The following is a 20,727-nucleotide window of genomic DNA, read 5'->3' as shown; positions in this document are numbered from 1 at the left end:
CGCCTCGCGGGTCACAGCGGCTCGCCCAGTTTGGACAGGCGCATCAGATGGCATTCCGGGAACGACGGCGCGCAGGTGACGAACAAGGTGAACGAGACGGGCTGGTCGAACACGGCTGGCTGGTCTTCCCAGACGCCTTCCCGGCGCCGCGTCCCGGTGACGGTGTACGCGACCGTGCCAGGCAGGATCTGGCCCGCGGCGGCGTCTGCAACCGCCCGCTCCCACTTGTCGGGGACGATGATCGCGTCGATGTCGAGGCGCTGGGTGGCGGCCATGCCGCGCAGTTTCGCCCAGGTTTGGGCGTCGGGCAGGTACCCGGCGATGTCGGCTGCGAGCCCGGCGGTCTCCTCGCCAGCCGGGTCTGCGGCGGCGACCAGCGTCGCGGTCACGTCGGCCGGGTCCATCGTGGCGGCGTCCCAGGCGAACAGGGTCTCGGCCGCCCACCGGGCGAACCCCTCCGGGTCTCCCGTTCCCCCCGCCCCGAAAGACGGGGCGGGCGCCGCTGTCGTTGGCGCCCGCATCGGCGGGGCCGCGTCGGCGCCCGCGGGGGCGGCGGGTTCCGGCGCGAGCCACAGCCCGTAAACCCCGGCGCCAACGGCGGCGAGGACCGCCAACCCCAGGGCCACCGCGGCCAGCGCGGCCGCGGGCCTGCGGACAGCGGCGGCGCCAACAGGATCGCGCATCATTGATCTCCTTCGCTCGGCTGGGTGGGCGGTCTGAAAACAGGTGCGCGGCCATCCCCGGGCCCCGGCGGGTGGGTTCGGCGGTGGCCGGTCAGGCGGCTGTTTCGACGTGTTGTTGTCGCCTGTGGCGGGTCAGTTCTGCGGTGAACTGGTTGGCGGCGTCCATGGTCTTGAGGAACCGCTGGTATTGGTCTTCGGTCAACGCTTGGGCTATGGCGGCGGGGTCGTATTCGTCTGGCCAGGCGGCCATCTCGGTCCACGTCCAGACGAACGACTTCGCCGACTTGAGCGCCCGCCGCGGCCGGCCGTCCGGCTCCTGGCCTGGTTTCGGGGGCCGGGGTTTGGCGGGTTGGCGGCGGCCTTGGGAGCGTTGGACGCGGGCGAGGGCGGCGCGGGCCGCCTGGTCCAACTCGTGGCCGGTCATGGCGGGGTTGTCCTCCAACCGGCGCAGCAGCAGCGCGCCTTCTCTGGCGGCCTGGCGGGCCGGGTCTGGTTGGCCCGGGTCGGCCGCGATCCGGTCCAAATCGTCTATCCGCACCAGCGACCTGAGCCGGTTGAACAACGGGTCGACCGGGCCGCCCTGGTCGATCTCCTCGACCGCGCGGCGCGCTTCGGCCCGCAGCCCCTCCGGCCGGGTCTGGTCGTCGGCCATCTCCTGGATGGCGAGGACTTTCTCCAACGTGACGTGGCCGCCGACGCCGAGCATCGCCGCGGCCTGCCGGCGGGAATCGGTTTTCCCCCGCCACGGTTCCGCCAAATTGGCGGAACCGTCCGAACTGGGGTCTCGCGTGTCCGCGCCGAACTGGTGGGCTTGCTTGCGGCGAGCCGCGTCGGCGGCGATCTCCCGTTTCAACTCCTCGTACAACGCCGCCAGCTCGACTTTCGAATACGGCGCCCTGGCCGTGTTCTCGTCCCTTTCCGCCATCAGCGACGACAGCCTGTCCGACAGGCCGGAACGCACCCACACCGGCGTCCGCTTGTGCCCGAGGCGCTTCAACGCGGCCAGGCGCCGCGCCCCGCAGATCAGCACCCCGTCCGGGGTGATCGTGACCGGCTGCAGGAGCCCGCGCTCCCGGATCGACTCGACCAAGCCGTCCAGGTCGCCGAGGTCTTGGCGGTGCCGCGCGCCGACGATGATCGCGTCCACCGCCCACTCCAGGTTGACGCACCCGTTCAGCGCTCCCCCGGCCGTCATCGACGCCCGACCAGATCCGGGGCCGCCAACCTGGCCGCCCTCACCAAGCCCCGGTCCGCGTCCAGGTGGGCGATGGTCTCGCCGAGGGCGAGCCGCAGGAGGATGCCCTTCCCGGCGGCGGTCCACGCCTTGCCCGGGTCGGGGGAGCCCAGCAGCAGCCTGAGCAGCGCCGTCCAAGACTTCGGCGGCAGGTCCACGACCGCGCGGGCGTGCCGGTCCCTCCGCAACTGCTCATAGCAGGCCGGGCGGCTGCCGGCGTCGGCCAAGCGGCGCATCACCACCTCCACCGCGGTCCAGGCCGTGTCGAGCCGCCACCCGCGCGAATGGAACCACACCGCTATCCGGGCGGCCTGCTCGTGGACCGAAGCCGCCGAGGCGGCGCCCTCCCCTTCCCCGCCGTCGCCTTCCAGGGTGCAGCGGAACGGCTGAGACAATTCGGGGCGGCGCTCCCAGACTGGCGCGTCCCGTTCGCTGAACCTCTCTGCGCGGCAACCCGACAGGCCGCCCCGGCGGGCGGTCTCCAACGAGCACAACGCCTCGTCGGCGAACTGCGCCGCCCGCAAAGTGGTGGCGACCCCTTTGACCACCACCGCCCAAGGGTCTTGGGCGTACCGGGCGGAAGGGTTCCGCATCGCCTCGAACGCGGCCGGGCCGGCGTCCTCCGGTTCCAGGCCGCATTTGCGGGCCAGGGACGCGAACCGGTCGATGCAGTAGGCGAGCAATTCCCCGGCCTCGGGGTCGCCGGCCCAACCCTCCTGGTGGAACCGGATCAGCAGTCCGCGCAGATACTCCGGGTCCGCGAACCGGTCCCAGCCGCCGACCCGGGCCGCGCCGCCGGACCCGTTCACCGGGCCACCGCCCCGCCGGAACGCGCCCGCTCCGGCGGGGGTGTGGCGCCGAACGCGGACGCCGGCGGCAGAACCGCCGCGGCGGCGGATCGGCGGGCGGCCCCGCGGCGGGACACCGGGTTTGCCGCCGCCCGCAGGCGGCGGACCGCTGATTCCTGGCGGACCCCGAACCGGGAACCCAACCCGGCCGCCTTCCCGGTCGCCAAATCCAACGCCCGCACCCACTCGACCCCGCCCAGCCTGCCTCCCGCCTTCCCGGAGGCCGGCTCCGGCCGCCCGGCCCGCTTGGGGCCCGGCCGGGCGAGCAAAGGGTCGGCGTGGCGGGCCAACGCCGGCACCCCCAGGGGCACGGCCCGCTCATCGGCTTGGACGCCGCGGGCCGCCGCGATTTGCTGGGTTCGCCGCCGGGGGTCTTGGCGTGGGTCATTCGGCATCGTGTCCTCCTGGCTGTCCGGTCGTGTCCTGGTTGTCGTTGAGCCAGCGGGCTATCGTGGTGCCGTTCCTGCCCAAAGCCTTCCCAACAGCCCGGTAGGACATGCCCTCGGCCCGCATCCGCCTGGCCCGCTCGACCAGCCAGGTGCGCGACCCCTCCCCCAAACCGCCGCCATCATCACCGGCACCCCGCCGGGACGGTCCCCCCGCGAGCGCGTAGATCGACAACGGCGACGCCGCCCCGCCGCCCTGGCCCGGATCGGTGCCGGGCCCTCCCGTTCGAGACGCCCTGACGCCCGGTTCGGGGCTTGGCGTCTCTGCCCGCCCGGCCAGCCGGGATCGCCCTGACTCTGCGACAGGGTTGGCGGCCGGCGCCGTCTGCCGCCGCGAGGAAGCCTCCCGCTGGCCGGGTCCGGGAGCATGCGGGGACGCTGGCGCGGGCGGCGCGCCCGCGATTGGGCGCCAGACCGGCGGCGTCCCAAGCGGCGGCCCGTCCCTGGTGGGCGCGGGCCCCACGGCCGGGGTGCGACGGGTCAGCACCACGGTCAAGTGGGTGATCGCCAGCAGCACCACCGGCGGGACGGCCGCCACCGCGGCCGCCATTCCGCGCGGAACCGTCACCCCGGAGGCCAAGCTGGCTTGGATCGCGTTGGCGGTCACCGACACGGCGGCGCCGCCGATCAGCAGGGCCCACGGGTACCAGACGCCTTCGCGTCCCGCGAGCGCCACCACGGACACCGTTGCGACGACGATGATCCCGTCCACTATCAGCGGCCACGCCCACGCCTGGCGTTCGTCGATCCCTGACGCGACCGCCAGATGCGTCAGGGCGGTGAAGGAAAGCCAGAACGCGCCGCAGGCGATGAACACCGTCCCCGCCACCCCGGTCCCCGCCACCCACCGGGACACCTGCCGCCGGTTTCCCACGGTCACCACCCCACCGCCTGCGGGCCTGGCCTGGCAGCGGCGCCGCGCTCCGCCGGAGCGCGCAGGCGGGCCGGGGCTGGCGCGTCGGGCGCGGGCCGGGCGGGCCGGTGGGCGGATCTGACGGTCGCGTTGATTTCCCGGTCGCCCAACCCGGCCTGGGCGGCTGCCGGGCCCAGCACCGCGAGCGTCTCGGCGGCGTCCCGGCCCGCCTCGGCCATCCGCCTGGCCGCCCAGTAAAGGCCGCCGTTGCGGGAGCCCTCCGGCCGGCCGGCAACCCACGCCGCCAAACGGTCGCCGTCCACCCCGCCAGCGGCGGGGACCACCCGGCCGCGCAGGCGAGCCTGCGCCCAAGCCGGGTCGAGCAGGCGCCGCAACCGGGCCGCGTCCACCGGCGCCGCGTGGCAGGCCGTTTCCGCGAGCCGGTAGGGGCGCGGCACGCCCGCCACCGCCACCACGGACGGCGGGACGACCACATACCCGCCCGCGCCCCGGAAATCGACCCGCGCGCCGGCGCACGCCCACGACGACGCCGGGGCGGCCAGGCTCGCAGGGTAGTAGAAGTGGGCGCCGCCGGACGGCGTGTCGACCCGCGCCGCCCACCGCCCGGCGCTGCACCGAGCGGCTGCCGCCCGGAACGCGGGCATCCCGGACTCGCCGCCCCGCGCGTCCACGTCGACCACGTCCAAACCAGACGCGGGGCCGGTCGGCACGCCGATGTTCGCCTCCGGGAACCGCCGCCACCAAGCCCGCACCCGCTCCGGGTCGCAGGTCGCGTCCAAGAACCCGTGGCGGGTCAACGGCCGCTTCCCGAACGGCTGGCACGGGAACACCGGCACCCCCAAGTCCGCCAGGATGCTCGCCGCAGCCGGCAACGGCCAACCAGCCGCCCGCCCGAACGCCCGGACGGCGTCGGCGGCGCTCACAACCCCGCCCCCAACCCGGCCGCGACAGGCAGCACGGCGGCCGGCACCGGCTCCCGGCCCAGGCCTGGCGTCCCGGCCGCGCCGGCGGCCAGTTTGACGCGGTCCAACCCAGGCGGGTCGCCGCCGCCCAACTGGGCGGTGTCCAACCGGTCCAAGATCGCCGACGCGGCCGCCCGGACCCGCTCACCAGTCGACTGGACCACCTCCGCCGGGGTCTTGCCGACCACGCCCGCCGCCCAGGCAGACACATACGGGATGGTGTACCCGCCGGTCGGCATACCGTGGGCGGCGCCCACCATCATGGCCACCGACTCCGCCTCAACCTCCCTGACCCCTCGGCAACCGCGGGGCTCGCCGTCCCCGGGCGGCTGGTGCATGCGGACGTGCGCCAACTCGTGCGCCAACGTCTTCACCCTCGCGGCCGGGTCCATGTCGGCGCGGACCCGGACCGTCCGCTCCACGTAATCGGTGACGCCGTTCGCGCCAGCCAGGTCCTGGGCCGACGCGACAGTCGAGACCGCGAACGCGTCCGCCTCAACCAGGGCGGCCAGGCCGTCCCACAAGCCGGCCGGGGCCTGGCCCTCCAGCAGGACCGGCCGGGGGCGCTCCGGCAGCGGCTCCCCATCAGTCTGCGACACGTCCCACACGTAGGCCGGGCGCACGCTCACGATCTGGCGGCGCACCTGCTCCCCTGCGGCGGGCTTCTCCTTGAACCCGAGCCGCCGCCACGACCCCGGATCGCCCGGCGTCGCCGACGCCAACCGTTTCAACACCGGAGCCTGGATCACATACCCGCGCTGCCCCTTCAGCACATGGCGGCCCAACGACTCCCACTGACGGTAACCCGCCACATAAGTGGGAAAAGGCTCCGGCACCGACCCCGCCGCATACCGCTCCACGTGCTGCGCGTAGATCAACACCGTGTTCGAGAAACTTCTGCTCCGGAACCGGGCCGCGAACACCACCGCGCTGACCCAATCCTCACCCGACACCAGCGACTCGACCGCGCCCGCCAACCGCTCATGCAACGCTTCCAGCTTTGCCTCCCGGCTGCAAAGCCAATCTCGGTTCGACACTATCGCCGTTCCTTCCTCTGGGGTCGGATGAACACCTTCGAAGTGCGCGGCCAGGCCCTGTCGCGGAAGGAGTAGTCGACTCGGGACATGCGCGGCGGCCTGGACGCGCTCTGTCATCAAGCCCGAACGCGCGGCGGGTAGGAAGGGTTAGTGCTCGAACACGAGCGGATCTGGGTATGACGCTTGCGCATCGGGGTACCTGTCCGTCGACAGGTGATCGCAGAAGCGCTTGCGGTAGACGGCCGGCGTCACCCCGACAGCCGCCTTGAACACTCTGATCGCGTGGTCAGTCTTCCCCCAGCCGACCTTGCGGGTCACCTGAGCGACCGTCAGCGACGACTCGATCAGCAAGAAAACCATCTGGCGGACGCGCACCGCGTCACGAAACGTCATCGGCGTCTTCCCGATCTCTTGCCGGAATCGTCTGGAGAACTGTTGGCGCGACAGGCCGGTCATCTTCGCCAACTCCGCCACCGTGAATTGTTCGGAGAAGTGCCGGACGATCCACTCCCTGGCCCGGCGGATCTCCTCACGGGTCGGGCGGATCGCGGCCATGCACGCCAGCGTCGGCCGACGCGCCAACTCGGCCTGCCGTTGGATCGACTCAGCTGTTCGTCGGCTCAGCTTTGGAACAACAACCCCCAACACGGCGGTCGCCCCTGACAACGCCCGGTAGTACCGCGCCAGCACCTGCCTATCGCTCACCAATTGAGCGAAGTCCGAGAGAGCCTCCCTGATGATGTCGAACTCGGCTCCTTCGCCGACCGTTACGACCTGGGACGGCTGCGGGTACAAACGCTCGGCCATCACACGGGCGGCCCATTCATCCGGCACTTCATCGGAATACTGCCACTGAACCTGTTGGAGCAGGAAGTCCGCGGCGTAGAACAACCTGACCAACACGATCTGCCCCTCGGGCTCGACCACGCACGGCACGTTCGGCCTCAAGAACACCACCGCGCCGGGCTTGAGGTGATCCGGCCCTTCCTTTCCGTGATGGCACCGCCCGGTGCCCTCCAACACGACGATGACTTCGAGCCAGTCATAGGCCGCCGGGGCGTAGGCTCGCCGCAACGTCAACGCCTGACCGCTGAACGGCGCTCCTGGCTCCACTTCAACCCGCCGGTTCCAGATGCCGTCGGAGGCACTCCGCACCCTGGACAATCCGAGGTCATCCCCCGAACCGGCCCGTCCCCGCTGGGCTTGCGCCGCGCGAAATCATCCGGGATGTACCGCACGACACAGGCGCGGCCGACTGCCGCATCCCCCCGAAAACGATCATCTTCCTCCCCGGCCACAGCGGTTGGCGGCCCCGTGTCGGTCTGGTTGGCGGGGCCGCCCGCACAACGTGCTACCGGTGTGTGTGCTGCCGCCGCTTGCGCGACACCAGAATCATCGAGGTGCCGAGCGCCAGGAACAGGATCGCAAGACTCGCGGCGGGCACCGTCCCCCCGCCAGTCCAAGGCAGGCGACCGGCACCGGGGTCAGGGTCGTTGCCATTCCCGCCGCCACCATCGTCGGCGTCCTTCTGGCCGGAGATTGTGAGTGTGATCTCGCCCGAGACCCCGCTTCCGTCTTGCGCCGTGGCGCGTATTGTGACCGTGCCGTTGGCGGCGGCGGTCACCGTGGCGTTCCCCTCCGCAGTCGAGGCGGCCGCTCCGGTCGCCTCGACCGTCGCGACGGCCGGGTCGCTTGAGGTCCAGACGACGGCCTTGTTCGTGGCATCGGCGGGCGTGATGATCGCTTGGAGGGCGAGCGTGCCGCCATCGGTTGCGATGGTGGTCGCGCCGCCCGCGCTGGTCACGTCAATACCCGTCACAGGAACCGCCGATGCCGCCGCGCGGGTCACGGTCAGCCGGTACGTCTTGGTCGTGCCATCCTCAGCAGTCACCTCGACCCACGCGGTGTTAGCGCCGACCGCGAGCGGCGACAGCGTCTTGTCCGCGATCTCGCTGGCGCAGCTGGCGTCGCCGCACAGCCTCCAAGTCGCTCCTGGGCTCACGGCGAGGTCGATCGTCAAGCTGGTGGTCCCGTGGGGCACGTTGCCGGTTATCGTGTCCGCGCCGATGACCGCCCCGCTCGGAGAGCCGACGCTGATCACGTCCTTGTCGGAACTGGGCGCGGGTGGCCCGGCTGCCACCGCGATGGCGAAGTCCTGCGCGTAGTCCGCAGACGGCGCCGCGCCGCCCGCGACAGTCGCTGTGATCACGAGCGCGCCGGGGGCCGTCGCCTCCAGGATGTCGCCGGCGATCGTCGCTCCCGTGGTGCCCGCCGATTTCACGCTCCACACGATGGCGCGGTTGGTGGCGCCGACAGGCTCGACCGTGCCGGACAGCGTCAGCGGCACCCCCGCCGTGGCGGTGTCGGGCACGCCCGTTATCCCTGAGACAGGGACGAACGGGACCGGCGCACCCGACTGGCCAGTGATTGCGAGTGTGATCTCGCCCCACACGCCGCTTCCGTCTTGCGCTGTGGCGCGTATGGTGACCGTGCCGTTGGCGACTGCGGCGACCGTGCCGTCCGCGCCCACGGCCGCGATAGCCGTGTCGCTCGAGGTCCAAGAGACGGCTTTGTTCGTGGCGTCGGCGGGCGTGACGGTCGCGTGGAGGGCAAGCGTGCCGCCATCGGTTGTGATGGTGGTTGCGCCGCCCGCACTGGTCACGTCGATGCCCGTGACCAGCACCGCCGATGCCGCTGCGCGGGTCAAGATGAGCCGGTAGGTCCTGGTTGTGCCGTCCTCGGCGGTCACCTCGACATACGCCACGTTGTCGCCCTCCGCGAGCGGCGACAGCGTCTTGTCCGCGATCTCGCTGGCGCATCCCACGTCGCCGCACAGCCTCCAAGTCGCGCCTGCGCTCACGGCGAGGTCGATCGTCAAGCTGGTGGTCCCGTGGGGCACGTTGCCGGTTATCGTGTCCACGCCGATGACCGCCCCGGGCGGGGAGCCGACGCTAACCACGTCCTTTTCGGCACTGGGCGCGGGAGCGCCAGCCACCACTGTGATGGTGAAGTCCTGCGCATAGTCCGCAGACTGCGCCGCGCCGCCCGAGATCGTCGCCGTGACCACTAGGACGCCGGGTGCCGTCGTCTCCAGCGTGTCGCCGCTGATGGTCGCCCCGGTGCTGCCCGCCTGCTTGACGCTCCAGGCGACAGCGGTGTTCGTGGCATTGGCCGGCTCGACCGTCCCAGACAGGGTCAAGGGCGTCCCCACTGTGGCGGTGTCCGGCACCCCCGTGATCCCCGCGACCGGGACGAACGGGACAATCGCGTCCTTGTAGGCGGCGGTGACCGCGGCGGTGTTGGCGGGCATCGTGAAAATGGTGTTCGCGCTGGTCGCGTCATCGAAGACACCGCCGTTTCCGCCTGTCCACTGGTCGAAGACCTTGCCTGCGGGCGGCGCGTCGGCGGTGATCGCCGCCTGAGCGCCAGCCGGGTAGTCGCCGCCGCCGGTCCCGTTATTCACGATCAGCGTGTAGGTGGCGGGCCCCAAGGGGCTGGTCACCGTCAGCAGGATCGCGGTTGTGGCAGGCTCGTCGTTTCCCGGACCGTTAACGTAGGCCTCTCCCTGCGGGTTGTAGCGGATCTCGAGCGTGTGCTCGCCGGGCTGGAGGCTTTCCAGCCACGCCCCTGCGAACGTGATGGTCGCGGCACCCTGCTGGGCAACCACCGTGTAGTCGGAGCCGGCGGCCAGTGGGTCGTTCCCGGACTTGACGCCTGCGACAGTGTTGCCGTTCAAGACGACGGTGGCGGCCTTGTCCTGGCCCGTGCCCTTGGTGTGGGATATGGCCGCCGTGTCCGCCGCCGAGTCGGTGTAGAGCACTATCCCGTCCGAACGCAGATAGGTGGCGTTGCCGGAAGTGTCGGTGATCTTCACGTAGACATACACTTTCGCGTCCGGAAGCAGGGCGAACGGTGCCGTGTACGCCACCCAGGCGGCATCGGAGGGAATGGCGGCGGCGGACGCATAAGCCGTCCCGGAGGTGAAGGCTTCGACGGAATCCACCGCGACGTCATCGTCCGCGGTGACAACCACTGTCTGGGCGTTCCGTGAGAACACCGAGAACCCTGCGTTGCCCGCGAACGAACTCCACTGGTTCAGGCCTATGGCGATCTCGCCCGTGGGCGGGGTGGTGTCAGGCGCCGGTGGATGGCTGATGGCGACGGGCGCCGAGTCCGGGCTCGCGTCGTACAAGTCTGTCGCCGCCAACCGCACCGTGTAGGCGCCCGCTGACAGGCCGGTGATCTCCCCGGCGGCGTTCGACATCGCCGCCGAGTGGGGACCGCCGTCCTTGCTGTACTCGTGGGTCGTGTTGGCCGCCAGGCCCGTGATCTTGCCGTCGCTGCCGCCGTGGGTGGTGGCGTCGGCGGCGCCGTGACCCGTGGGAGCCGCCTGGGCGCCCTTGACCACGACCAGTTGAGCGACAGTCTTCAAACCGGCCTCGTGGGTAGCCGTCTCTGCAGTCTCAAGGCCGATGGCGAACGTGCCCGCCCTGGTCGCAGTCAGGGTCTTGCCGTCCGGGCCGATCATGCCCTCGCCTGTTCCGCCCGCCTCTATGGTGTGCGTCCGCGCGCCGGCGCCTGGATCCAGTGTGAACAGGCCGCCGATGGCTGTCAGGTCGAACCCGTCGCCCGCGTAGGTAACGCCCGCCGAACCGGCCGCGTTGGCGGGAATGCCCTTGCCGACCAAGTCTGTCCACGCGCTGGCTATCTGGCTGGCGGAATAGGCGTCGGCGCAATTCGCTGCCGAGACGGTCACGGAAATGCGCTTCCCGATGTCGTCCCCAGTGATGGCGTGGGTGGGGCCGGTCTCGCCTGGCAGGTCTGCGGAAGCACCGCCCTCAAGGGATCGCCACTGGTATGCCAGCGTTCCCAGGTCGGCGACGGGCGGCGTGCAGGCCAGGTCAGCGGTCACCGCTGTCAGCGTCTCGCCGTACCGGAGCGTGCCGTCGATCGTGGCGCTCCCGCCGAGGATTGGGTTCGGCGCGGCGGAGGCGGACCCGTACGCGATCTCGATGCTAGCCGTCGAGCCCTCGTAGTCAGTCACCGTGATGGCGGCGGTGCCGCCGGCCGCCGCAGAGAGCGGTGTGCCGCCGATGACGCCCTCCGCGCTGATCGACACCCCGTCCGGCAGCCCGGTTGCCGCGAACGTGTACGGCCGCACTCCGCCCGACACGCCGGCAGACACATCGACCGGCGAGACCGCCAACCCCACAGTGGAGCTCGGAATGTCGTAAGCGTCGCTGTCCGCGAAAACCAACGCGGTCTTCTGCGCGAACGCGACGCCCACCGAGACGTCCCCCGTCGCGTCCACGGTGATCGCGTTCACCGCGCTGTAGTCGGCTGACCGGTCCACGCCGCCCACCGTGACCGTCCACGAGTCCACGACGAACCCGGGGTCGGGGTTCGCGACGAAGGCCAACGCGCTCCCGTAGGGCACCGTCGCGCCGGTCGCCAGCGGCGCGCCGCCGCCGGTGGAGACCGCCAGCGCGCCGTTCGCCCCCGCGTTGTACGTGATGCTGTAGAACGGCGGCAGCACGGTGAACGTCCCCGGCACCAATACGACATCGTATTTCTTGGCCAGCTCGGCGTGGGCGGCGGCCCAGGTCTCGTTTGGCCGCACGCTGATGGTGTGCGTTCCGATGGGCCTGAAGACGCCAAGGCCGGGCATGGCTGTCTCCAGTTCGCACGCGAACAGCCAGCCGCCCGCAGAGTCGCCAGGCGCCAGTCCCTCTATCCTTGTGGCGTTGATGGTCTCGGTCCAGTCGAACGACGCGTACAGGCCGTCGTATCCCTGGACCTGCATGTTGGCGGTGACCGGCCCAGAGTAGCCCGCCGTCACAGTCAGGGTCTTCTTCGCAACGGTTATGACGGCCGATGCCGTGTACATCTCGTCCACAGGCGTGTAGCTTGCGGTCACCGTGTACACGCCGCTTTCGCGTGGAGTGAACACGCCGGGAACGTTCATCGCGCCGGGGATTCTGCTGGCTCCGGAGCCCTCATCCAGCAGTTTCACGTCCTCGCCGTCCAGCGTCACGCTGTACACGGTGTCCGCGGACGCCACGACCGCGCTGGTGGGTGCTCCGCCTGCGACCATGGTCCAGAGCTCGGGCGCGAACGTCACTTCTTCGCCGTAGGTGATGGCGGTCTTGTCCGGGTTCAGCGTGAGCCACGACGACTTGCTGGGAGAGGAGGCGTGGTAGGCGTTGAAGCTGTCGCTGCTGGGATAGAACTGGTCGTTGCCGCCGTAGTTCGCTGTGACTATGAAGCTGCCGGCGTAGGGGGCGGTGAAGGTCGCTGTCGCCTGTCCGCCTGCGTCCAACTCTCCGGAGAGCCGCGCGGCAACTGCGCCCGTAGACTTGTCGCTCACCGTGAAGATGACAGTGCCTCTTGGTGTTTCGGTGTGGTTCTTCCCAGCGAGCGTCGCGGTGAGCGTCACCTCGTCGCCTGGCGTGGTGACAAGTTCGCTCTCAAGCAGCGACCCGGTCATGGGGACCGTGAGACCCAGGAGACTGCTCGAGTCGATCCGTTGGTCGTCCACGCTGCTGTAGCCCAGGACATTGGTGCCTTGATTGCCGGCCAGGCGGTCCCAGTCGACAAAGTCGATTGTGTCTGGGTAGACCAGTGTGCCGTCGCCAGCGATACTCGTGTTGCCGTAAGGCGTGTACAGGGTGTACAGGTAGGGATAGGGGTAGTCCGCGATGTAGAAGTCGCTGGGGACATCGGTCACGTAGAGCCGGTGGTCGGCGGACCAGCCGTCGAACCTTGCGTGGTAAAGCTCGCTTGTCTGCGACGGCGTGGTGTAGGTGTCGGTGAGTTTGAAGGTCCCCGTCACGATCTCGTCGGGCTCGCCGTTCAGAATCTCAGGGGTGAAGGAGTCGCCATAGGGAGATTTCCCGTCTGTGTAGTTGTAGAACCTGGGCGCGACTTGGCTGATCGCCGTGCTCATCTGCAAGTAGTAGCCCGGGTTGTCGGCTTCCCACTGAACCACCCATTGGGTCATATCAGCGGGCACGGTCGTCCCGAAGTCATTCGAGCCCGCTTGCTGGCCGCTTTGGGCGGCGTCGATGATGCCCTGGATATCGGCCAGCGTTGGTGTGGTGCCTCTGTTCGTGGCGGTCACACCGTTTTCGAAAGCGCCGAGCACATGGTAGCCGTTGTCATCTTTCAGGATGATGTGGTTGTCGCCGCTGGCGTTGACGATCTCGGGGCTTGTGAACAACTCGTAAGACCCCGTTCCCCACTTCAGCAAGACCTGGGCGGCATACGGCCTTTCCACTGTCGCGGAGGTCTCCGTAGTGTCGGAGGCGATGCCGGTTTGCGGGGCCACTGCCAATGTCGTTTGCGTCTCGAGTTTCACTATGGCGAGCGTGGCGGCGTCGCTGTAGACGGTCATCCCGTTCAATCCGAAGATCCTTCCCTCAAGAACGCAGCGGTATTCGCCCTCGTCAGCGATTCCCGCGTCCGCGACGGTCAAGGACGCCCCTGTCGCGCCGGTCAGGTCCTGCCACATGCCGCTGGCTTTCCGGTGCTGCCATTGGTAGGCGACGCCTGTCGCGCCGGTGGGCGGCGTCACGGTGAACGTCCCGGATTGCCCCGCTCTTAGTTCCAGAGGGTCCGGGGCCACGGTTGCCGTGACGCCCGTCATGTTGGTTCTGGCCGAGACGGGGTCGCTCCACGCACCGGCGACCAGGGTGCCGTTGGAGTATCCCCACGCGCGCACCACGTACTGGTAGGTGGTGGTGGACAGTAGCGGGCTGTCGGTGTACCGGAAAACGCCGCCTGTGGCTTGGTCGACGGTGGCGATGAGATAGGTCGCTCCAAGGTCGATTTGCCCGACCTCGTAGTTGACGACGTCCGGCGAGGCGACGGGTTTCCACGCCAGGGTCACCGAATCCTCGGTGGTGCCGTCCACGGAGACTTCCGGCGCTTTGGGCGGCCGCTTCGCGTTCTTGACACGGTAGCCCAACACCAGGGTGTCGAGGCCCTGCTCTTCGACGATGTCTTTCACGTGGTCCTGGTCGGTGTTATCCAGGTAATCGGACAGTATCCGCACGTTTTCCCGGCTGTCCGACATCTTGGTGAACCAGGTGCCGAAGTCCCACTCGAAGCCGTAGGTCGCCGCATCGGCGTCAGCGATGTTCGGCACGGTGCCCTCGTAGTTGACGGCCTCGAACTGGCTCCACATGTAGCCGCCCGTGTAGGCGACGCCGCCGTGAAGGCCGCCCTTGCCAGCGACAACCTTGATGGTGCCCTCAAGCTCGACCGAGGCGCCCCAGGTCACACCGTTGCCGTGGCTCTGCTCATGGTTGATCGACCTGGTCTTCGCTCCGGTGTTCCCGTTCGTGTCGAACCAGACTTCGCGGGCGGCGTTCTTCTTGTCGTAGATGTTCCACGTCTCAGGCATGGCGCTGCCGTAGGTGCCCGGATCCCCGGCGACCGAGCCGCCGAAAACTCTGTCGCGGATCGTTCGCCAGCCGTTGTCTCCCGCTATCCGGTCGTAGGCGTCCACTGACACCTGGCTCAGGCGCGGAGCGGAGGGGACGTCGACGAACGCGCTCTCCCATTTTCCGGCGCCCGGGTTCCACTGCTGGTAGTAGTAGCGCACATACGGCGTCATGGTTAGCACCACGGTGTCATTCGAGCCGGTTGAATAACTCGTGCTGGTCGAATGGGTGTAGGTGGTCTGGTTCTGCCATCCCGCCGAGGCGGAGAACTTGGCCATCAACTCGAACTCGAACAGTTCCACGCTGGCGCCCGCGCCGCCGGAGACGGCGACGTCGATGCCGAACAGCGTGCCGGCGGTGACAGTCACCGCGTGATCCAGGGTCTCGTCCTTGCCGTTGGTCCTGGTGATCACGGTGTCCGGCGAGCCGTCGTATTGAAGCTCGCCGAAGTAGGGGGCGGCTTGCAGCACCGCGGAGATCTGCGGGTCGGAGAAGTAGAAGGCGGGTGCCTTGGCCTTGTCGTATTTCACGATGGTCGAGTCGTTGTGGACGTCCGGCGCGGCGACGGTCAACGGAGCGGCCTTCGTCTCGTTGTATACCAGGTTGTGCCAGAACGCGACGACGGAGGGAATGGCGCCGTTCGCGTTCTCGACCTCGTCTGTCGCCTGGCCCTTCAGGTACAGGAAACAGAGGTCGGCGTCGTACTTGGCCGAGCCCTGGCGTTTGATGAAGTAGGTGAACGCCACCTGCTCGCGGCCATCCGGGTTGTTGGTGAAGTTGCCGGCCACGGCCTCGGCGACTGCCCTGTTCTGCGCGCTGCTGCGATTGGCGTCAATCGAGCTGTAGAGGGGAGTGGCGTAGCGGATGCGGAACACGGCGTTCGGGTCGGAGGAGCCCGCGGCCAACTGGTCGGGGTTGGTGTCGTAGCCGCCGTACATCCCCATGGCGTATTCGGAGGTGTCGCCCAGGCCGGCCCTTGTCGGGTCGGGCAGGGCCAGCACATAGCCGCCAGCGAAAACCGACTTGGCGTAGGCGGAGCCGCGCTCTGCGAAGATCGTCAGGGCGAGCGGGTTTTGCCCGTAGTCGCCCGAGTTGTTGAAAATGCCGTTGCCCAGATCGGCGGCGCTACCGTGCGCCCCGCCGCGTTTCATGTCCACCCATTGCATGGGAGCCTGTTTGGCGAAGTTCGTCCCATCGTAGGCGTAATGCGTGATCAGGAACCGTTCCTTGTCGAGGCTGCGGCTTCCGTGGTACGAGGCCGCCTCCTTGATGCGATAGCCGGCGACCACGACCTCCGGCGCGCCGTCGTTGTTGATGTCACCAGCCGCGACGGACGGGAAGAGCATCTGCTCGAAATGCGGGTTGGCGGCATCGTCGGTGCCGTAGGAACTCGACCACCGGTCCTCCAGCGCCTCGGTCGCAAGCCGCTCACTGTCGCCGCCGATGTCGTACCAGAACGAGATGACGGAGCTTCCGTAGGTGTTGTTTCCCCTGGCGGCCGTGGCGTATTTGCTCTTTTCCGCGTGGCGCGTGTAACTGGCCGCTATGGCGAGCGCGTCGCGCGCGTCGCCAGCTGCGGGAATGGCTGCGAGGTTGACGGAGAAATACTCGTAAGCCTTGCTGCCGGACTCGTATTCACCGTCGTACAGAAAAGGCACCGCTGGCTGGCGGCCAGTGGTCAGATTCTGGACGGTTTGGGACTTGAGCAGCGTGAACGACCCGTTGCCGGCGGTGTCGACGCGGTAGATCTCCACCGCCTGCGGACCAGGCAAGACCTTCGGTCCCCCCGGATAGGCTGCGGCCCCGGCTGTCAACACCGCGACCTCGTCCTTGCCGTCGCCGTCGAAGTCGCCCGCCGTGATCGACAAGAACGCGCCCGCGTCGTGATAAGTGATGGGGAACGAGTACATTCCGATCGCCGTCGAGGAGGATTTCCCGGTTGTGCCGTCCACGGCGTTCAGATAGAGGCTCGTGGTCTTGGACCCGCTGACGCCGCAGACTTGTGCGACGTAGTTCTTCTTGGCGTCCCCGTCCGGGTCGAAGGCGACGCTGCGGACATGGGTGTTCTCGCCGCTGAAGGACGACTTGATGGTCTTCGTCGCCGCCGGCAGGCCCGTGGGGCTTTGGCTGGTGAAGTCGTAGACGTTCCCGGCCGCCCCCACGAACAGTTCGGAGACCGTGTTGAGCGCTATCGGGTCCTCCGTTGTGGGCGCCCCTGACGCGATCATCGCCTCCACATCGCCGGTGTCCGTCTGCAGGCTGAGCGCCGCGAACGTGTCGTTGGACACAGAACTCACGTTGCTCGGCCCCGCCGCGGCCGCCTCGGGCGGGAACGCCAGCAGCGCCGCCGGTACCAGCATCACCCCGGCCAGGATTGCCGCTATCCGGCGCCGCGCGCCGCGCCTGTTCGACTGTTCCACTTCCAACCGCCTTGCCTTGTCGCCGTTTCTGCGGGCACCGCAGGACTCCGGGGGTTAGGTGCCGCCCCCATCTGCTCACCGGGGCGCGACAACGCGGCTCGGCAGGCACAGGGTGACGGAGCCCGAAGCTATTAGGAAAGCTAGCCGCTGGCGCAGCAGCGAAGGCTGAAGGTTGCGAAAACGCCACCTTCGCAGCGGGCTACCCCGCCTGGCGCGTGCCGCACTACCACTTCTCGAACAGATACCCCTCGCCGCGGGCGGCGACTATCGTGTATCCGGTCCGGGCGAGCTTTGCCCTCAGACGCGACACGACCGTCTTGACTGCCTGGGTGTCGCCAACCGCAGGCCGTTTCCAGATCCTCTCGTACAGGTATTCCGCGTCCAGGGTCTTGTTCTCGTTCTGCGCGAGCAGCAGCAGCAAAGCGAACTCCTTTTGCGTCAGCAGCAGATCCGCGCCGTTGCAGAACGCCTGGCCCGCCGTGACGTCCAAGTGCAACCGCCCCGCCACCACCGACTCCGGCACCTGCCTCGCGCGGCGCAGCAGCGCCTCGACCCGGGCCAAGAAGACATCCAAATCGTAGGGTTTCGGCAGGTAGTCGTCGCCGCCGGCGCGCAATCCCCGTGCGATGTCTGCCGGCGTTCCCAGCGCTGTCAGCATCAACGCCGGGATCCGGGAACCGCGGCGCAACTCGGTCAGGAAATCGAGTCCGCTGCCGTCCGGCAGCATGATGTCCAAGATGATCGCATCCGGTTCCTCCTCCGCGACAGCTGCGCGCGCCTGCGTCAAGTCCGACGCCTCCCGGACGGAGTAGCCGCGCCTGGCGAGGATCGCCCGGTTGTTGCGTTGGACGGCGGGGTTGTCCTCGACCAAGAGCAGGGTGACCCCGTTCGCCGCCGGCCTGTCCGTTGTTCCGCTCGTGTTCCCGTTCAACGTTGAGCCTCATCCCCGTTGGCCGGAATGGGTAGCTGGAACTCGGCACATGCCCCGCGGCCGGGGTTGTTCGACAGCGAGATCCGCCCGCCGTGAGCGTCGATGACCGCTTTGGAAATCGCCAGTCCCAAGCCGGTCCCGCCGGTCGAAGCGCCGCGGTCGAACACGCGTGGAAGGACGGCATCGTCCACCCCTTCCCCGTCATCGCGGACCGTCACCGTCACCGACGCTTCGCCGCACGTCGCGGTTACCTCGATACGGCCGCCTTCAGTGTGCCGGTTCGCATTGGACAGCAAGTTCGACAAGACCTGCGACAACCCCTCGTGGTCTGCCCACAGCGGCGGCAGCCGGGCCGGGATCTCGAGCGCCAGCTTGTTCCCACGCCTCTCCAGCAAGGGACGAGAAGCGTCAGCGGCCGCCCTGAGCAGACCGCCGAGGTCGAGCGCCTCCATCCGCTGGCCAGCCTCATTGGCGGATGAGAATGCCATCGCGGCGTCCACCATGGCCGCCATCCGCATGACCTCTGCCTGCGCCCGGCGCAGGCTCCCGCGGATCTCGTCCCTGTCCCCACCGAAGTCCAATAAGTCGTCGGCATTGAGGACGCTCGTGGACACGACGGCCAGAGGCGTCTTCATCTCGTGGCTAATGTCCTGCAAGAACTCGGTCTTCAGCCGGCTCTGCGCCTCCAGGGCAGCCTTGTCCATCGACATCCTCTCTTCGCTGATCCTCGCCGCCGTCAGCTGGCGCCGGCTCCGGGCGAAATCAACAGTCAAGATGACCGTGTACGCCAGCGTGAGCACGGCGATCCCAGCAGGCATCAGGTTCATTCCGAGGCTCGGAAGCTTGTTGAGGTACAGCACGTCATTCAAGGCCGTTGCCAGGAAAAAGGCGATCCCCGCGAAAGCAAGGCGGACTTCCAAGCCCCCCGTCCTCAGTGAAAGTCCCAGCTTGATTGCTATGTAGCCCACGGCCAAGACACACAACGGCTGGACGAACACGAGCAAATATGACGATTGGGCCGTGTCCAAGACCAGGACGGCCAGGTCGTACAGCGCCAGCACCGCGGCAACGGTCCAGAGGACTCGCCTTGAGAGAAGCTCAGGGAAGAAGCTGCGGAAGAACAGCATGAGCAGAGCGGCACCGGAGAACATTAGGACATAGTCCGCCCGCAGCAGCGACGGCCAATCGTAGTTGGGCCAGCGCTCGGTTATTAGGCTGGGCACTATCGCTCGGATCGCGAACGCCAGGCAGAGAAGCGCGAAATACAAGGACGCCCGGCGGCTCGCGTAGAACAAAAACATGGCGAGGTGATAGAAGAACGCGGCCAACAGCAGTCCGGCGATCAGCGTCTGCGAGACCACCGCCTGACGCGCCACCTTCTGCAGGTCCTGCGGCGACCCGATCGTCAGCGTTGGCGGGTCGCCGCCGCGCCTGTGCTGGAAATTCGCGTATTGCAGGACAAGCTCGGCGCGGCCGTCTTCATCCGTGACAATGAAGTAACACTCCGCGACGCGCGGCGTGGTGGTTTCCTTGGTCGCGCCGACCGTCCCGACCTCTCCCGCGAGTTCACCGTCGATGTACACCCGGGTCGCGTGGTCCACCGAGGGAAAGCTCAAGGCGACCGCTTCTCCCGGCGGCAGCAGAAGGACCAGCCGGTGGGTGCCGAAGGAATCACCCACGCCGTACCCGTTCTCCCATTTCACCAGGTCGCGGGCGACACCTTCCGCGAAGTCCGCCGGCGTGTAGAGCTCGCCGGGGTAGCTCTCCCAGCCCGAGACCACCTGCGCGATCCGACCTTCGGCGAGGACTGCGCGCAGGTCTGCCGCGCCGTTTACCGCAGACACTTCATCAGTGCCGAAAGGAATGGAGATCAAGCCGAAGGCGACGCCGCTGAGGACGGCCAGTCCGAAAGCGACGACCGCATGCGTCTTCGAGTTAGCGCCTGCCTTTGCCGCGATGCTGGCGCTCTTCATCCGAAGCGCGCGCCGCCAACCAGTCTGCGGCAGATCCGAACCGCGAACGCCGCTTGGCGGGCCCTGCAGACTGGCCGCGGTCACTGCGCGCGCTGCAGCGGCGCGGCCGCCGGGCCTGCGTTTCCCAGGCGCGCGAGGCGTCGAAAGCCGGCCGCCTGACCCGTGAGCCACCGGATCGGTGTGAAGGTTCATCGCGACAATCATGCTCTCGAAGACTTCGCGGACGCCACCCACGACATGGCAAGAGCCGCTCGCGCCCACGCCAACCAGGCGGCAGGCGCGGGTACGGTCCGCTCACGCGCTCGACCACAAGACCGCAGACAATGCCGCTTCTTCGGGCCGCTCACGCCCTCGCCGCGTAGACCCAGACCCAGACCCGGACCCACACGTCTGGCATCTCGAGGTTGAAGAGGATTTATTGCAGCAGATGCATCATTTCGGTCGTGATGCGGTACGTTATGCCCCCTCCGGGAGTGTGCCAACACCGTTGATTTGACGCTCGCCTGGCCGGTGCGGTTGCATTAGACGCATCATTGTTGCGTCTAGTGTGGGGGTTTGGTGGAGCGTCATCTTGGTTCGGCGGGTCTGGAGTTGGCGTCCGGCGTCACCTATTTGAACGAGCCGGCGGCGGTGTTCGACGCGATGGTGGCGGGTTGGGCGAACCAGCAGCGCTCTAGGATGCTCGGTGGTAGTACGGTGAGTTCGAGGCTGAACCTGGTGCGCCGGTTCGGCGAGTTCGCGCAGTGCCATCCCTGGGAGTGGACCGCGGCCGATGTCGAGGAGTTCACGGTGTCGCTGACTTCCGGCCAGGGCAGGCTCGCGCTGTCGACCATCCGCGGCTACCACATGACGCTGCGGATGTTCTGCGACTATCT

Annotated in this window: 12 protein-coding genes; 1 reads left to right on the top strand and 11 read right to left on the bottom strand. The window is 68.5% G+C overall.

Going from position 1 to position 20,727, the window contains the following annotated elements; genetic code table 11:
• Nucleotides 1–11: 11 nt before the first annotated feature.
• The 11 genes from LBC97_11800 to LBC97_11750 form a co-directional block, all read right to left on the bottom strand.
• A complete protein-coding gene (locus tag LBC97_11800; protein ID MDR2566710.1) occupies nucleotides 12–686 on the bottom strand; it encodes a hypothetical protein in 675 nt (224 codons plus the stop codon).
• Between the two features lie 88 nt (nucleotides 687–774).
• The gene (locus tag LBC97_11795; GenBank protein ID MDR2566709.1) at nucleotides 775–1,878 is read right to left on the bottom strand and encodes a ParB N-terminal domain-containing protein; all 1,104 of its coding nucleotides are present in this window, start codon (nucleotides 1,876–1,878) and stop codon (nucleotides 775–777) included.
• Nucleotides 1,875–2,726: a hypothetical protein gene (locus tag LBC97_11790; GenBank protein ID MDR2566708.1), complete on the bottom strand. Its 852-nt coding sequence runs from the start codon at nucleotides 2,724–2,726 to the stop codon at nucleotides 1,875–1,877. The genes LBC97_11795 and LBC97_11790 overlap by 4 nt, the downstream gene beginning before the upstream one ends.
• Nucleotides 2,723–3,160: a hypothetical protein gene (locus LBC97_11785; protein ID MDR2566707.1), complete on the bottom strand. Its 438-nt coding sequence runs from the start codon at nucleotides 3,158–3,160 to the stop codon at nucleotides 2,723–2,725. Before LBC97_11785 ends, LBC97_11790 begins: the two co-directional genes overlap by 4 nt.
• A complete protein-coding gene (locus LBC97_11780; protein MDR2566706.1) occupies nucleotides 3,150–4,091 on the bottom strand; it encodes a DUF2637 domain-containing protein in 942 nt (313 codons plus the stop codon). The genes LBC97_11785 and LBC97_11780 overlap by 11 nt, the downstream gene beginning before the upstream one ends.
• Nucleotides 4,088–5,008: a bifunctional DNA primase/polymerase gene (locus LBC97_11775; GenBank protein ID MDR2566705.1), complete on the bottom strand. Its 921-nt coding sequence runs from the start codon at nucleotides 5,006–5,008 to the stop codon at nucleotides 4,088–4,090. Before LBC97_11775 ends, LBC97_11780 begins: the two co-directional genes overlap by 4 nt.
• The gene (locus tag LBC97_11770) at nucleotides 5,005–6,084 is read right to left on the bottom strand and encodes an ssDNA-binding domain-containing protein (GenBank protein MDR2566704.1); all 1,080 of its coding nucleotides are present in this window, start codon (nucleotides 6,082–6,084) and stop codon (nucleotides 5,005–5,007) included. The genes LBC97_11775 and LBC97_11770 overlap by 4 nt, the downstream gene beginning before the upstream one ends.
• Nucleotides 6,085–6,231: 147 nt before the next feature.
• On the bottom strand, nucleotides 6,232–7,239 hold the full coding sequence (locus tag LBC97_11765; protein MDR2566703.1) for an AraC family transcriptional regulator: 1,008 nt from the start codon (nucleotides 7,237–7,239) through the stop codon (nucleotides 6,232–6,234).
• A gap of 196 nt (nucleotides 7,240–7,435) precedes the next feature.
• Complete coding sequence (locus LBC97_11760) at nucleotides 7,436–16,948, bottom strand: Ig-like domain-containing protein (GenBank protein MDR2566702.1); 9,513 nt, start codon at nucleotides 16,946–16,948, stop codon at nucleotides 7,436–7,438.
• 223 nt (nucleotides 16,949–17,171) lie between these two features.
• Nucleotides 17,172–17,879, bottom strand: a complete 708-nt coding sequence (locus tag LBC97_11755) for a response regulator transcription factor (protein ID MDR2566701.1) — start codon at nucleotides 17,877–17,879, stop codon at nucleotides 17,172–17,174.
• Entirely contained in the window at nucleotides 17,876–19,852 is a 1,977-nt protein-coding gene (locus tag LBC97_11750; protein ID MDR2566700.1) for a sensor histidine kinase, read from the bottom strand. Before LBC97_11750 ends, LBC97_11755 begins: the two co-directional genes overlap by 4 nt.
• 558 nt (nucleotides 19,853–20,410) lie before the next feature.
• Here LBC97_11750 and LBC97_11745 point away from each other — a divergent pair.
• Nucleotides 20,411–20,727: hypothetical protein (locus LBC97_11745; GenBank protein MDR2566699.1), on the top strand; the 317-nt coding region annotated here is incomplete at its 3' end.

This window comes from Bifidobacteriaceae bacterium, from assembly GCA_031281585.1.
Lineage (GTDB): Bacteria > Actinomycetota > Actinomycetes > Actinomycetales > WQXJ01 > JAIRTF01.
This window is presented reverse-complemented; position numbering and strand designations above follow the sequence as displayed.

Bases quoted from the DNA above. Each gene is read 5' to 3' on its own strand.
- LBC97_11800 (MDR2566710.1), bottom strand. From the start codon at position 686: ATGATGCGCGATCCTGTTGGCGCCGCCGCTGTCCGCAGGCCCGCGGCC.
- LBC97_11795 (MDR2566709.1), bottom strand. From the start codon at position 1,878: ATGACGGCCGGGGGAGCGCTGAACGGGTGCGTCAACCTGGAGTGGGCG.
- LBC97_11785 (MDR2566707.1), bottom strand. From the start codon at position 3,160: ATGCCGAATGACCCACGCCAAGACCCCCGGCGGCGAACCCAGCAAATC.
- LBC97_11750 (MDR2566700.1), bottom strand. From the start codon at position 19,852: ATGAAGAGCGCCAGCATCGCGGCAAAGGCAGGCGCTAACTCGAAGACG.